Here is a 14,872-nt window from a genome sequence, read left to right as displayed (position 1 = left end):
TCCTAAAACAAGTAATTTTATACATAATGAACTTCTAAAAACTTACATTTTTGAATATATCCAAAAAAAAGAAAACGCTTTATTTTAGTATTGTAATGATTGTTATCACTACAATAACGTATCTCAATCATTTTAATAATTCTTTTCACTTTGATGATATTCATACTATTACCGAAAATCCTAACATAAGAGACTTAAAAAATATTCCATCATTTTTTAAAGACGGAACCACCATAAGTTCTCTAGCTCAAAATCAAACCTACAGACCTGTAGTAACTACATCTCTAGCCTTTGATTATTGGCTCGGTAACGGATATAATGTGTTTTATTTTCACTTTACTTCATTTATTCTATTCCTTTTACAAGGTATTCTTATCTTTTTATTTGTCCATAGAATTCTCAACTTATCACTAGACAACACCTATAATTTCTATGTCGCTTCTGGAATAACATTATGGTATATGATACATCCAGTAATGGCAGAAACCATAAACTACATTATTGCGAGGTCTGATTTACAATCCACTTTTTTTGTAGTACTGGCATTTGTCATTTATCAATACTCTTCTATTGCAAAAAAATATTATTTGTATTTGATTCCTGTAGCTATAGGAGCTTTGGCAAAACCTACAGCTATTATGTTTGCACCTTTATTTTTAAGTTATGTACTACTTTTTGAAGAAAAAATAAATTTCTTTACTTTATTTTCTTCAAAATCTTTTAATAAAACCGCTAGAGCGATAGTAAAATCTATCCCATCAATAATTTTCTGTACACTTCTATATATTTTCCATCATGTGATGACACCAGATACTTTTACTACTGGGTCATCAGAAACATTCAATTATCTTATTACGCAACCGTTTGTAATTTTTCATTATTTCATGAGTATTTTTCTTCCTACAAATCTCAGTGCAGATACAGATTGGAAAGCTTTACAAACAATTTGGTCATACCAATATTTTATCGGTCTGTTATTTTTATCCATAGCGGTATATATTATATGGATTACTTCCAGAAAAGAAAAACATCATCCAATTTGTTTTGGATTATTATGGTTTTTCATAGCACTTGCTCCAACTTCTAGTTTTATTCCACTGGCAGAAGTTATGAATGATCATCGTATGTTTTTTCCATATATAGGACTGGCGCTTAGTGTAGGTTGGTCATTTAATTTACTTCTTCAATATCTTAGAAATAAATATCATTTTCGATCTTCATATTTGATTATTCCTATACTAACAATACTACCTATTTATGCCTTTGCAACTTACCTAAGAAATGAAGTATGGGATAATGATCAAAGTCTATGGAAAGATGTCACTATTAAAAGTCCAAAAAACCCAAGAGGGTTAATGAACTATGGGATTATAAAAATGGAAGCAGGAGAGCATGACATTGCCGAAGAATACTTTAAAAAATCCCTACAAATAGAACCTTATTATCCCTTTTTACATATAAATCTAGGAATATTAAATAATATCAAAGGAAACAGTTTAATTGCAGAAGAACATTTTAAAAAAGCTATAGAATATGGAGGCAATTATTATAATTCATGGTTTTATTATGGGAAGTTTTTATGGGAAAAGTCCAGAAATGAAGAGTCCATTGAGAAATTATCTAAGTCACTAGAATTATCTCCTTCGAGTATAGAAACAAGAATGTTACTTATGGAAAACTATCTGAAGTTAGAAGATTGGCAAAATTTAAACATAATGGCTTCTAACACTCTGGAAATAGATAAAAATAATAAAAGAGTTCAGTCCCTTTTATTAGCAAGTGTCGAAAAAAATGGCGCGCTTGATATAGAAGAAAAAGAGATCATAAATAATCCCACACCCGAAAAGTACTTTAATCTTAGTTTTAAATATTACCAAAAAAAGCAATATCTCAAATCCATATCTATCGCTGAAAAAGCTATAGCTTTAAATCCTAATTATGCCGAAGCTTACAATAATATTTGTAGCGCGTATAATATCCTTGGGAATTATGACAAAGCCATTGAAGCTTGTAAGAAAGCAATACAATTAGCTCCAAATTACCAACTAGCAAAAAATAATCTTGATGATATTCTTAATCGAAAAAATAAAATTGAGTATCAAATAGAACTTCTAAAAAAAGATAACAGCGAAGCCAATTATTTAAATTTAAGTGTCTTATATTACAATAACGGATTGTTTGAAAGATGTATAAAAGTAGCTGAAGAAGGAATCATACAACATCCTAATTCTGATAAATTATATAATAACATTTGTAGTGGATATAATGCTTTAAAAAAATGGGACAAGGCTATTGAAGCCGGTAAAAAAGGATTAACTCTTAATCCCGACAATCAACTTTTAAAAAATAACTTCGAGGTAGCTTTAAAAAATATACAACAATAACATAGAGTCTCTTTCTAACAATAGATAAGAATTTAATAAGCATCAAAATCTAAAGCATTAAATTGTATTTTGGAAAAATCAAACTTCCTACCCTTATCAGTAAGGTCTTTAAAAATTAAATTAAGTGGGGACGGTCTCATTTTTAAAGGAATGTCAAAATAGAAAGATTTTTTCCAATGAATTGAATTATCAATACCTATCCATAGTTTAAAAGGCCTTAAATTTAAAGTATTCGTTGAGTTATCAGCAATATTATAGCTTTGATCAAAATCTTTAAGAATTGCCTGTATACCAAAACGATCTGTTGGAGCTAAAATTCTATTATTTTTAATTTTATAATGTAATTCAGGATTAGATATACGCCATTGCACAGTTTCCTCATCCCAAATTCTTTGATAATCTAGATCACAATCCTCTTTTGTACGTATAATTTTACCCCAACCTAGTTTAGCATCAAGCATTCTTATAAGTTGAAAATCCAATTTCTTTAAAAAACCTGGCGTGCTTTGAGCATTAGCAACTCCGATTACAAAACTAAACCCCTTATCAGCTGCATCTTTATAACTCTCACTTGCAAGCCTGGGAAATAGTCTTTTCCCTCTATGTTCAGGATGCGTTGCTGTATTTAATGATAATAATCCTTTCTCTTCTTTACCAAAAATTTTGGCTTTTATTGGCATCAAGGCATAATGAGCAGCTAGTGTGGTTCCTGCATATGCATTATAACCCATCATTTTCCCAACCGGGTTATCAATATATTGCCAAGAAATAAAAGCTTCTGTGTATTTCTTAGCATGAGGAAAAGTAATTCTTAACAGATCTGTAACTTCCTTAATCGATGTCTTGTCCGTTTGAATAGGCAAAAAATTGTAGCTCATCTATTTTCTGTATTATATTTCAAATCCTCTTGATAGTTTTTTAATTGTATTTCTATCACTTTTTGATCCCTATATGCTTCGCTTATATAGAAGTCTATTTTCGTTATTAAAATACTAAAATCTTTAATTTTACTTTGTTAAAAAAATAGAGATCATTCTCTATTTATCTCCTTATTTTTATTGTTGTAAACGTTCTATATAACTTTTGTATGTGATTATTTTTGAATCATATTGATCCATAATTGTATGGAGTCTTGGAAATACTTTCTTTCGGTTAAAATACATTAATCTATTATAAATCCAATTATCATTAATCTCAGGATGCATAAACTTTTCCTGATCTGTATCAATGTCATACGGATGAAAATAACTAGTCACTGCTCTGTTTTGTTTATAATGAAAATCAAAACTTTTTTTAATTAAAAAAAAAGGTAAAAACCTAAAATATATACCTCCAGAAAATGGCACTTTAAAGAATGATCCTTTTCTTAAACTTACTGGTATCTCCCATAAATCATCATTCATTTTTCTTGGATTTTCACCAAATTCTTTCCAACCGTATAAAGGGTTTTTTGCAGGGAGTACCGAACTAGAATATTTAAATCCCAAATCTGTTAAGACATCATAGACCCATTGTACATCTTTAGTAATAGAGTACGTTGGTGCTCTGTATCCTATTAATTCTGTTGCTCCAGCTTTATATAGATTTTCCATATTTTGCTGTAGATCCATTCTAAACTCTTCTTTACTTTGAATTGTTACGGGAATATGCTTGTTTGAGTGACATGCAATTTCATGTCCTTCGGCAACAATAGTTTTAATAAGATCTGGGTAATATTTTGGAATATCTCCAACAGTAAAAAATGTAGCTTTTGCCTTATAAAAATTTAAAAAGATAAGATATTGTTCTACTAATTTTTCAACACTTGGCTTATATTTTAATCCATCATTAACACGCAAACGAACATCTTCTAAGTCAATACTAAACAAAAAAATATTTTCTTTTTTATCAAACTTCATTATTCGTCAATTATACTCATATTTTTCAAAAAAACAGTTCGACTATTTTTGGTTATATTCAAAGTTAATTTTTTAAATATTTCTGTTTTGAAATAAATTATTGATTTTTTCTAAGAGCAGATAGTTGTTCCGCTATTAGCCCTAAAAGAAAAATCAATAACCCGGTAAGAATTAAAGTACTTGCTCCGATACTAATACCTTTACCCTGAAAGAAAAAGTTAGCTCCCCAAAAAACACCAAATACAAAAAAAAAGGCTGAAATAGGTAAGAAAATCCTTGCTGGATTAAACAAAATAATGATATTAATAATCTCCATAATGGTTTCGAAGGCTGTCCTTATACCAATAGTACTAGTCCCTCCCATTCGTTTCTTAATTTGTATTGGTTCTTCAATAACCAAATGTCGATTACTCACAAAAGTTAAGGTGATAATATCACTAAAAGACATTGTATCCGGAGTAAGTTTTAGATATTTATTGACCAATTCTGTATCATAAATCTTCATTCCCGAGTTGATATCATAAACTGATAATTTCATTAACATTTTTGCTACAAAGCGAATAATTCCTTTACCCACCTTCCTAAATGCAGAAGCTGACATTTGTCCTTTTCTACTCCCAATAACCAAATCTGCATCTGTTTCTAATATTTTTGCAAACAGATTATCCACATCACTTAAATAATGTTGACCATCAGCATCTATGGTTATAACATAATCTGTAATGCATTTTTCAATACCACTTTTAATAGCACCTCCATACCCCTTATTTACTTTATGAGTAATTACTGTAAGTATTGAAGTAGTTGCAGCATGTGTTTTCAAAATTTCACCAGTCTTATCCTTAGAACCATCATTAACTAAAATAAGTGAATACTCATTATTAATACAATGATCAATAACCTCGGGTAAAAATATTTTTAATGATTCTTCTTCATTATAAACGGGCATTACAATGGTTAATGTCTTACTCATCGAGTATATTTTTAAAACAATATAAACATACTAAATTTATCTTTAGTCTTGGTCATAAGAATAAAAAAGACATTTTTTCCCAAAACTTCTTTACCTTGTGCATAGTAAAATTTAAAAAGAATGAATGATCTTATTAATCAGCTAAATCTTAATTTTGACGAAAACTTTTCTATTCTAAATTATATAATTAATATACTTATTTGTGGAGTATTACTTTTCTTCCTGAAAATTATTTATGTGCGATATGGAACAGCAATATCCAATAGATCTCAATTATCAAAAGTTCTGATTTTAGTTGGCATAACTACTTTTATTATTATTTCAATTGTAAAATCGTCACTAGCTCTTTCTTTAGGCTTGGTAGGCGCGCTCTCTATTATTAGGTTTCGAACGGCCATAAAAGAACCTGAAGAACTAGGCTATTTCTTTATTGCTATCTCCATTGGATTAGGATTAGGAGCTAATCAATTGTTACCTACAGTTATCGGTTTTGGAATACTCGTTTTAATTGTGGTTTTACTTAATAAGAATAAATTAGGCAACTCTTTTTCTCAAAACTTACTCATACGTCTACAATGTAAAAATGACGATAAATCCAAAATTACAGATCAAATTAGTACTATAGTTTCTGAACATTCTAATCAAGTTGATGTAAAGAGAATAAAATATGCTAATGAGGAAATCAACTTTAATTTTTCAATAAATATATCCTCAATTGAGAAGATAAAAGCAATACATGATAGCCTATCCAAAATAGACAATAGTATTGATGTTACATTTCTAAGTAATGAAATATAATATAGAGTGTTGACGGGATAAAACTTGTTTTTTTATGAATATCAAAAAGGTTCAAAATAAAAAATCTGATTTAATCATAATGCCAATTGTATTTTTTGCATTATTTATAGCCAGTTTAATATTTCAAAAAAAGAATGCTTTACCTGATAATCAAAAAATCTTACACAATACAGAAATCCCTACTACTACCCTTAACAAAGAAGAAATAGTAGAAATGATCAATAAGGGTATTAACAAAATACACTCCAACCCAGAGTTTTCAATTTATTATAAAGAAAATCAAGGTGTCCCAAAACTATATTATGTATACAAGGACAGTTTAACAAATAGGCAATTAAATGACGCCTTTTTCATACATATTTTCCCAAAAGATGAACAGGCATTATTGAAATTACAGAAGTATAATTACATAAACATTGATTTCTTCGATTTCAATCCAATTAAAATAAAAACAAACACTGAAACTTATTTTGTTTTCAGAGGTGTTTTTTTTCATAAAACATTATCCGAATTTTTAGAGCCTAATAAAGTAAAATTCTTCAACACAGGTAGGTTTTCAAGTAATCAAGGAAGATCCTATCAAGTAAATGGAATCAATTTTGAAAATCTATCCTCTGCGAATATTTCTAACACATTAGAAAAAATAACGATCTCTTTAACTCAAAAGAATTTTGAGAAAATAAAATCAAGACGAAATGAAGCATTAAAAAGTAAAATTTTAATAAAAAAAGAAGATGATTTCGTTTCATCCAAAGTTTCATACAATACTACTAAAAATATAAAATCTAAAGTTAGATTAAAAGGGGATTGGACAGACCATTTGGATGATGAAAAAAAATGGTCTTTCAGAGTAATTCTTGAGGATGACAACACTACTATAAGAGGAATGAGTAAATTCTCTATCCAGCACCCAAAAGTTAGAAATTATGAATGGGAATGGTTATTCCAAAAAGTGATTAAAAATAATGACTTAATTGGATTACGATATGATTTTGTCAATATAGACATAGAAGTTAAAGATAAAGATAATACTCAAACAATTCCTTTAGGAATTATGGCAATTGAAGAATCTTTTGATAAAAGATTAATAGAGAATAACAGGAGAAGAGAAGGTATTATTTTATCTTTTGAGGAATCTTTGCTCTGGGAAGATCGAAAAAAATCGTACGACCTAAAATTGAACGTCAATTCATGGAGCAAAAACTTACAGGAAACACAAAATTTACCTATTAAAGTTTTTGATGAATCCAGAGTACTTTCTGACCCTGTATTATTAAAACAGTTTAATGTTGCCAAAAACCTATTAGAAGGTCTTAAAAAAGGAAAATTAAAAATCTCAGAAGTATTTGATATTGATAAATTAACAACCTTTGTGGCGTTAATAAATTTATTTGGAGGACAACATGGGTTAATAGATCATAATCTAAGGGTTTATTTTAATCCTGTTACAAATAAACTAGAACCTGTTTGCTTTGACTCTCATCCTGGTTCAAGAATAAATCAGATTACCAACTATCCCTTCTCTGAAGGAGATATGGTTTATACTCAAAAACTGTTAGAAAAGTTTGAAATAATTAGCAATGAAAAATTTATTAAAAATTTTATTAATAAGTTCGATAACGACCTTAATACAATATTTAAAAATTTAAAAACAGAATTAAAAACAACAGTAGATCTTTCAATTCTTGATTATAACAGTAATTTCATTAAAAAACAAATAAACCCTTCTGATGCAATTATTTCTAATTTATTGAATATTGACAAAAAAGAAATACAGGTAGATATTAGCAATCTATCTAATTTTCCTGTTATTATTAATAGTTTAGAACATATTGACGGAAAAAGGTTAAGTTCTTCTTTTTATTCTGACCTAATCATCTATCCAAATGAGAAGAAGCTCATTACTTTTAATATAAAAGATGCCTTTAATAATGCCTTCGTTTCAAAAAAGAACAAAAAAGGGGGATTTCGCTACCCTAAGGATGTAAAAAAAATGAAAGTAAAATATAAGTTCCCAGGTATTTCCTTTTCCAGAAAGAATAATATCATCCCTTTTGGATCAAATCAAGATGAAACACTTGAGATTATTAATACTTATAAAAAATCATTTGTTACCAACTACACTAATTTTGAGTTTATAAAAATAAAAAACAACATACTTACTATACCTAAAGGCGACTATACATTAAGCAAAACCTTAATCATTCCAAAAGATCATAAAGTTTTTATCGAAAAAGGAGTCACTATAAATATGACAAATGGAGCATCCATCATTTCATATTCACCAATCATATGTAGAGGAACAAAGGATTTTCCTATCCAATTTTTTTCATCTAATAATTCTAGTGGAGGAATTTTTATTACAAACACTAAAGAGAAATCAACATTAAACCATTGTCACTTTACAAGCCTTTCTAATCCAACCTCAAAGTTATGGGCGCTATCTGGGGCAATAAATTTTAATGAAACTATTGTCGAAATATCTAACTCAGTTTTCCAAAATAATAGATCAGAAGATGGGTTAAATATTATTAGATCCAAATTTGTAATTGATTCTACAGTTTTTAAAAATACATTATCAGATGCATTTGATGGAGATTTTGTAGAAGGAAAAATTCTAAATAGTTCATTTTTAAACAACGGAAATGATGGTATTGATGTATCAGGCTCAAGTATTTTCTTAAAAGATATAGTAATTAACAATTCTTCCGACAAAGCAATAAGTGCTGGAGAATCAAGTACAATCACAGGAATGAACATCAATGTTTCTGAAGGAGAAATTGGTATTGTAAGTAAAGATTTATCGAGTATTTCATTGCAAAATGTTAACGTATCAAATACAAAATTAGGATTATCATCTTTTCAAAAAAAATCAGAATATGGAACAGGATCAATTGATATTTCAATGTTAACATTAAAGAACAATGAATTAGACTACCTTGTTGAAAACGGTTCTCAGCTTTTAATAGATAAAGCCCCGGTCAAAACGGTATCTAATAAAGTAATAGATCAAATGTATGGTAAAAAATATGGAAAAAGCAGTAAGTGAAAATTTTCATAAACCACTCTTTCACAATCTGAGATATGAAAGAAAATTTATATTTCAAAATATAGACCTAAATGATCTAATACAAACTATTGTTTATACAAACAATTTTTGTTTTGAAGAAATCTACTCAAAAAGAGCTGTCAATAATATATATTTTGATGATAATAATTATACATTCTATAAACAGAACGTTTCTGGAGATGGGATAAGAGAAAAATATAGACTCCGGTGGTACAATAGTACTCCTTCAATAATAAAATCACCAATCATCGAAATAAAAAAGAAAATTGGAGAAGTTGGAGATAAGTTTTCTCTTAAAATGCCTTCTTTTGAAAGTAATATAGAATCATTAAGTATAGATCAGATCAATTCCCAAATCATAGAAGCATTAAAAGAAACAAAAAACGAAGAATTGATTTTTAAGCTTCATAGTCTATTCCCAACACTGTCCAACTCATATGAAAGACGATATTTTCTTTCCTCTTGTGAAAAGTTTAGGATTACTTTGGATTTTAATATGATTTTTTTTAATCCCAATAATTATAATGATTACCATTTGATTGATAATGAGATTATTTTAGAACTCAAATACAATAAGGAATACGATAATGAATCTAGGGCTATAACTCAACAAATTAACTCTCGATTATCTAAAAACTCAAAATACGTAAGAGGTATTGAGATAATTCATTCTTAACTTATGAAAAATAAAAGGTCTTTCGAACCAGTTAAGTCCAAAATATGTCTTTTGACCATCATCTTGTCTTTAGTATGTATTTTTTTTACCATCACATGTGCTGCCCCAAAAAAAGGAATTCTTAATTCCCGATCAAATTACATTTACTTGTCACATACTAGATTACAAACAAATGACAGTATATTTAAGAAAATCTATGATATAAATATGAATCTATACGATATGACATTATTAGGTGGAGACTTGGGAGTTTCAACATTTAAAGATTCAATAATACATCACCTCGATAAAGTCTTTGACTTAAGAAATAAAAATACGTTGTGGAGTATTGGCAATCATGACAATACATCAAATGAAAATTTTAAGAGATTCACAAACAAAAATAAGTTTCATTATTATGTAAAAGATGAAACTACTTTTATAACGATTAATTCTCAAGACAGTTTAAGTTCTATAGTTGGTAAACAAAAAAAAGAGTTTTTTAATATCTTAAATACTTTACGGACCAAAAATGTTGTCATCCTTTCTCATAAATTAATTTTTATGGATCAACACCCTATAATGGACAGTCAAATTAATCAGGTCTGTAATGGCCCTAAAGGAATTTGCGATTACTGTCATAATTCAAATAATTTTCAATCCGAAATATATCCAAAACTATTACAGATCAAAAAATCTGGTAAAAACATCATTTGGATTGGAGGTGATCTGGGAGCAAAAGCTTCAAAATTTGAATATGTAGATAAGAATGGAGTAATTTTCTTAGGGAATGGCTTTTGGTTTATGAATAAGAATAACCACCTCCTACTTCTTTCTAATTATAAAAACGAAATCAATTACAAATTTATAGCAATAGATACTTTAATAAAACATCAAAGCTCAAAATACATTAATTCCCTTTTTTCCAATTAATTACTAGATAAGATATATGATAAAAATAAAAAAGCCTCACTATTAAGTGAGGCTTTCGAGCGGGAGACCGGGTTCGAACCGGCGACATTCAGCTTGGAAGGCTGACGCTCTACCAACTGAGCTACTCCCGCTTTTGCGATGGCAAATGTATTAGATTTCTTTGAAAAAAAAAACTAAATACTTTTTTTAAAATAAATAATTCATTTTTTAACAAAAATCAAAGGTTATAACTTAACAAACGTGTGTTTTATCGGTAAAAATTGTTTTTTATCGAAAAAATTGTATATTTGCTTAGTTAATTGAATTTTAATAGTTTATCAAATTATATTTATATTAGAATCTAATTCGTGGATTCTGTAAATATTAAAAAACTATGGTAAACCCATATATAGAATAAGTTATAAGCCTCAAATAAAACCAAAATATGAAGATAAAATTACCCCTGATAATCTTATTTTTATCTTTAGTAACTGCACAAGCGCAAGTTAAGGTTGGAGACAACCCTAACCAAATCGATGCATTTTCTATTTTAGAATTAGAAAGTGCAGATAAAGCATTTGTACTTACCAGAGTTACTACATCGCAAATGAATGCTATTACTCCTTTCAACGGAGCATTAGTATACAACACCACTGATAATTGTATTTTTCAATATAATAATGATAGTTGGAGCAGTCTTTGTTCAGGCAATGATAATCAACGATTATCTTTCAATTCAACAACAAACATATTAACCCTTGAGGACGGCGGATTCGTCGACCTATCTTCTCTGCTATCAGCTGGACCACAGGGACCAACTGGAGCAACTGGTGCGCAAGGACCTACAGGAAATACAGGTGTGCAAGGACCGACAGGTGCCACTGGAGCAACCGGTGCACAAGGACCAACAGGAAATACAGGTGCACAAGGGCCAACTGGAGCAACCGGAGCACAAGGACCAACAGGTAATACAGGTGCGCAAGGACCGACAGGTGCTACTGGAGCAACTGGTGCTACTGGAGCAACCGGAGCGCAAGGACCAACAGGTAATACAGGTGCGCAAGGGCCGACAGGAAATACAGGTGCACAAGGGCCAACTGGAGCAACCGGAGCACAAGGACCAACAGGTAATACAGGTGCGCAAGGACCAACTGGAGCAACCGGAGCGCAAGGACCAACAGGTAATACAGGTGCGCAAGGACCAACTGGAGCAACCGGAGCGCAAGGACCAACAGGAAATACAGGTGCGCAAGGACCGACAGGTGCCACTGGAGCAACCGGTGCACAGGGACCAACTGGTGCTACTGGAGCACAAGGACCAACAGGAAATACAGGTGCACAAGGACCAACAGGTGCCACTGGAGCAACTGGAGCACAAGGACCAACAGGAAATACAGGTGCGCAAGGACCGACAGGTGCTACTGGAGCAACCGGAGCGCAAGGACCAACAGGAAATACAGGTGCGCAAGGACCGACAGGAAATACAGGTGCGCAAGGGCCGACAGGTGCTACTGGAGCAACCGGAGCACAGGGACCAACTGGTGCTACTGGAGCAACTGGAGCACAAGGACCAACAGGAAATACAGGTGCGCAAGGACCGACAGGTGCTACTGGAGCAACCGGAGCGCAAGGACCAACAGGAAATACAGGTGCGCAAGGACCGACAGGTGCTACTGGAGCAACTGGTGCACAGGGACCAACAGGTGCCACTGGAGCACAAGGACCAACAGGAAATACAGGTGCGCAAGGACCGACAGGTGCTACTGGAGCACAAGGACCAACAGGAAATACAGGTGCGCAAGGACCGACAGGTAATACAGGTGCGCAAGGACCGACAGGAAATACAGGTGCGCAAGGGCCGACAGGTGCTACTGGAGCACAAGGACCAACAGGAAATACAGGTGCGCAAGGACCGACAGGTAATACAGGTGCGCAAGGACCGACAGGTGCTACTGGAGCAACTGGTGCACAAGGACCAACAGGTGCCACTGGAGCAACTGGAGCACAAGGACCAACAGGAAATACAGGTGCGCAAGGACCGACAGGTGCTACTGGAGCAACCGGTGCACAAGGACCAACTGGTGCTACTGGAGCAACCGGAGCGCAAGGACCAACAGGAAATACAGGTGCGCAAGGGCCGACAGGTGCTACTGGAGCAACCGGTGCACAGGGACCAACAGGTGCCACTGGAGCACAAGGACCAACAGGAAATACAGGTGCGCAAGGACCGACAGGTGCTACTGGAGCAACCGGTGCACAGGGACCAACTGGTGCTACTGGAGCAACCGGAGCGCAAGGACCAACAGGAAATACAGGTGCACAAGGACCAACAGGAAACACAGGTGCGCAAGGGCCGACAGGTGCTACTGGAGCAACTGGTGCACAAGGACCAACAGGTGCCACTGGAGCAACTGGAGCACAAGGACCAACAGGAAATACAGGTGCGCAAGGGCCGACAGGTGCTACTGGAGCAACCGGTGCGCAAGGACCAACAGGAAATACAGGTGCGCAAGGACCGACAGGTGCTACTGGAGCAACTGGTGCACAAGGACCAACAGGTGCCACTGGAGCAACCGGTGCACAGGGACCAACTGGTGCTACTGGAGCAACCGGAGCGCAAGGACCAACAGGAAACACAGGTGCGCAAGGGCCGACAGGTGCTACTGGAGCAACCGGTGCACAAGGACCAACTGGTGCTACTGGAGCAACCGGAGCGCAAGGACCAACAGGAAATACAGGTGCGCAAGGACCGACAGGTGCTACTGGAGCAACCGGTGCACAAGGACCAACTGGTGCTACTGGAGCAACCGGAGCGCAAGGACCAACAGGAAATACAGGTGCGCAAGGACCAACAGGTGCTACTGGAGCAACTGGTGCACAAGGACCAACTGGTGCTACTGGAGCAACTGGAGCGCAAGGACCAACAGGAAATACAGGTGCTACTGGAGCACAAGGACCAACAGGTGCCACTGGAGCAACTGGTGCACAAGGACCGACAGGAAATACAGGTGCTACTGGAGCAACCGGAGCACAAGGACCAACAGGTGCGACTGGAGCAACAGGAGCGCAAGGACCTACAGGAAATACAGGAGCGCAAGGACCAACAGGTGCCACTGGAGCAACTGGTGCACAAGGACCGACAGGAAATACAGGTGCTCAAGGACCGACAGGTGCTACTGGAGCAACCGGAGCGCAAGGACCAACAGGAAATACAGGTGCACAAGGACCAACAGGTGCCACTGGAGCAACTGGAGCGCAAGGACCAACAGGAAATACAGGTGCGCAAGGACCGACAGGTGCTACTGGAGCAACTGGTGCACAAGGACCAACAGGAAATACAGGTGCGCAAGGACCGACAGGTGCTACTGGAGCAACCGGAGCGCAAGGACCAACAGGAAATACAGGTGCGCAAGGACCAACAGGTGCCACTGGAGCAACTGGTGCACAAGGACCGACAGGTGCTACTGGAGCAACTGGTGCACAAGGACCAACAGGTGCCACTGGAGCAACTGGTGCACAAGGACCAACAGGAAATACAGGTGCGCAAGGACCGACAGGTGCTACTGGAGCAACCGGTGCACTGGGACCAACTGGTGCTACTGGAGCACAAGGACCAACAGGAAATACAGGTGCGCAAGGACCAACAGGTGCTACTGGAGCAACCGGAGCACAAGGACCAACAGGTGCCACTGGAGCAACTGGTGCACAAGGACCAACTGGTAATACAGGTGCTACTGGAGCACAAGGACCAACTGGTGCTACTGGAGCAACTGGTGCACAAGGACCGACAGGTACCACTGGAGCAACCGGAGCACAAGGACCGACAGGTGCCACTGGAGCAACAGGAGCACAAGGACCAACTGGTGCTACTGGAGCAACTGGTGTGCAAGGACCGACAGGTGCTACTGGAGCAACCGGAGCGCAAGGACCAACAGGTGCCACTGGAGCAACTGGAGCGCAAGGACCAACAGGAAATACAGGTGCGCAAGGACCTACAGGTGCTACTGGAGCAACTGGAGCGCAAGGACCAACTGGTAATACAGGTGCTACTGGAGCACAAGGACCGACAGGTGCCACTGGAGCAACTGGTGCACAAGGACCAACAGGTGCCACTGGAGCAACTGGTGCACAAGGACCAACAGGTGCCACTGGAGCAACCGGAGCACAAGGACCAACTGGTGC

At 35.1% G+C, this 14,872-nt stretch carries 9 protein-coding genes and 1 tRNA gene; 6 read left to right on the top strand and 4 right to left on the bottom strand.

Annotated features, from left to right (window positions below):
• The first annotated feature begins 50 nt into the window (after positions 1-50).
• Positions 51-2,384, top strand: coding sequence for a tetratricopeptide repeat protein (locus DK442_RS04635; RefSeq protein WP_160114051.1), 2,334 nt, complete (start codon positions 51-53; stop codon positions 2,382-2,384).
• A gap of 32 nt (positions 2,385-2,416) precedes the next feature.
• Here the strand turns inward: DK442_RS04635 and DK442_RS04630 are convergent, their stop codons facing one another.
• From DK442_RS04630 to DK442_RS04620, 3 genes are all read right to left on the bottom strand, one after another.
• Complete coding sequence (locus tag DK442_RS04630) at positions 2,417-3,262, bottom strand: GNAT family N-acetyltransferase (RefSeq protein WP_109434695.1); 846 nt, start codon at positions 3,260-3,262, stop codon at positions 2,417-2,419.
• A gap of 177 nt (positions 3,263-3,439) precedes the next feature.
• Positions 3,440-4,282, bottom strand: coding sequence for a polysaccharide deacetylase family protein (locus tag DK442_RS04625; RefSeq protein WP_109434694.1), 843 nt, complete (start codon positions 4,280-4,282; stop codon positions 3,440-3,442).
• A gap of 97 nt (positions 4,283-4,379) precedes the next feature.
• Entirely contained in the window at positions 4,380-5,255 is an 876-nt protein-coding gene (locus DK442_RS04620) for a glycosyltransferase family 2 protein (RefSeq protein WP_109434693.1), read from the bottom strand.
• A 120-nt stretch (positions 5,256-5,375) separates the two neighbouring features.
• Here DK442_RS04620 and DK442_RS04615 point away from each other — a divergent pair, with 120 nt between their 5' ends.
• The 4 genes from DK442_RS04615 to DK442_RS04600 all read left to right on the top strand — a co-directional run bounded on the left by DK442_RS04615 (position 5,376) and on the right by DK442_RS04600 (position 10,711).
• Positions 5,376-6,053, top strand: coding sequence for a DUF4956 domain-containing protein (locus tag DK442_RS04615; RefSeq protein ID WP_109434692.1), 678 nt, complete (start codon positions 5,376-5,378; stop codon positions 6,051-6,053).
• 34 nt (positions 6,054-6,087) lie between these two features.
• Positions 6,088-9,102 carry a hypothetical protein gene (locus DK442_RS04610; protein ID WP_109434691.1) on the top strand — a complete coding sequence of 1,005 codons (3,015 nt, stop codon included), beginning with the start codon at positions 6,088-6,090 and terminating at the stop codon, positions 9,100-9,102.
• Positions 9,083-9,799, top strand: a complete 717-nt coding sequence (locus DK442_RS04605; protein ID WP_160114050.1) for a polyphosphate polymerase domain-containing protein — start codon at positions 9,083-9,085, stop codon at positions 9,797-9,799. Before DK442_RS04610 ends, DK442_RS04605 begins: the two co-directional genes overlap by 20 nt.
• A gap of 207 nt (positions 9,800-10,006) precedes the next feature.
• Positions 10,007-10,711, top strand: a complete 705-nt coding sequence (locus tag DK442_RS04600) for a hypothetical protein (RefSeq protein WP_160114049.1) — start codon at positions 10,007-10,009, stop codon at positions 10,709-10,711.
• Between the two features lie 58 nt (positions 10,712-10,769).
• Here the strand turns inward: DK442_RS04600 and DK442_RS04595 are convergent.
• Positions 10,770-10,842 (bottom strand) — tRNA-Gly (locus tag DK442_RS04595).
• Between the two features lie 293 nt (positions 10,843-11,135).
• On the opposite strand from DK442_RS04595, the gene DK442_RS04590 reads away from it, so the two are divergent.
• On the top strand, positions 11,136-14,872 hold a 3,737-nt coding region (locus DK442_RS04590; RefSeq protein WP_370444656.1), incomplete at its 3' end, for a beta strand repeat-containing protein.

Origin of the sequence: Aquimarina sp. AU119, from assembly GCF_900312735.1 — a bacterium.
Taxonomy (GTDB): domain Bacteria; phylum Bacteroidota; class Bacteroidia; order Flavobacteriales; family Flavobacteriaceae; genus Aquimarina; species Aquimarina algiphila.
The sequence above is the reverse complement of the archived record's forward strand: the minus strand, read 5'-3'. Positions and strand labels throughout refer to the sequence as shown.

What these genes read in the sequence shown, in the direction of transcription:
- DK442_RS04630 (WP_109434695.1), bottom strand. Translation starts at nt 3,262, where the DNA reads ATGAGCTACAATTTTTTGCCTATTCAAACGGACAAGACATCGATTAAG.
- DK442_RS04620 (WP_109434693.1), bottom strand. Translation starts at nt 5,255, where the DNA reads ATGAGTAAGACATTAACCATTGTAATGCCCGTTTATAATGAAGAAGAA.
- DK442_RS04610 (WP_109434691.1), top strand. Translation starts at nt 6,088, where the DNA reads ATGAATATCAAAAAGGTTCAAAATAAAAAATCTGATTTAATCATAATG.
- DK442_RS04615 (WP_109434692.1), top strand. Translation starts at nt 5,376, where the DNA reads ATGAATGATCTTATTAATCAGCTAAATCTTAATTTTGACGAAAACTTT.
- DK442_RS04600 (WP_160114049.1), top strand. Translation starts at nt 10,007, where the DNA reads ATGAATCTATACGATATGACATTATTAGGTGGAGACTTGGGAGTTTCA.
- DK442_RS04605 (WP_160114050.1), top strand. Translation starts at nt 9,083, where the DNA reads ATGGAAAAAGCAGTAAGTGAAAATTTTCATAAACCACTCTTTCACAAT.
- DK442_RS04625 (WP_109434694.1), bottom strand. Translation starts at nt 4,282, where the DNA reads ATGAAGTTTGATAAAAAAGAAAATATTTTTTTGTTTAGTATTGACTTA.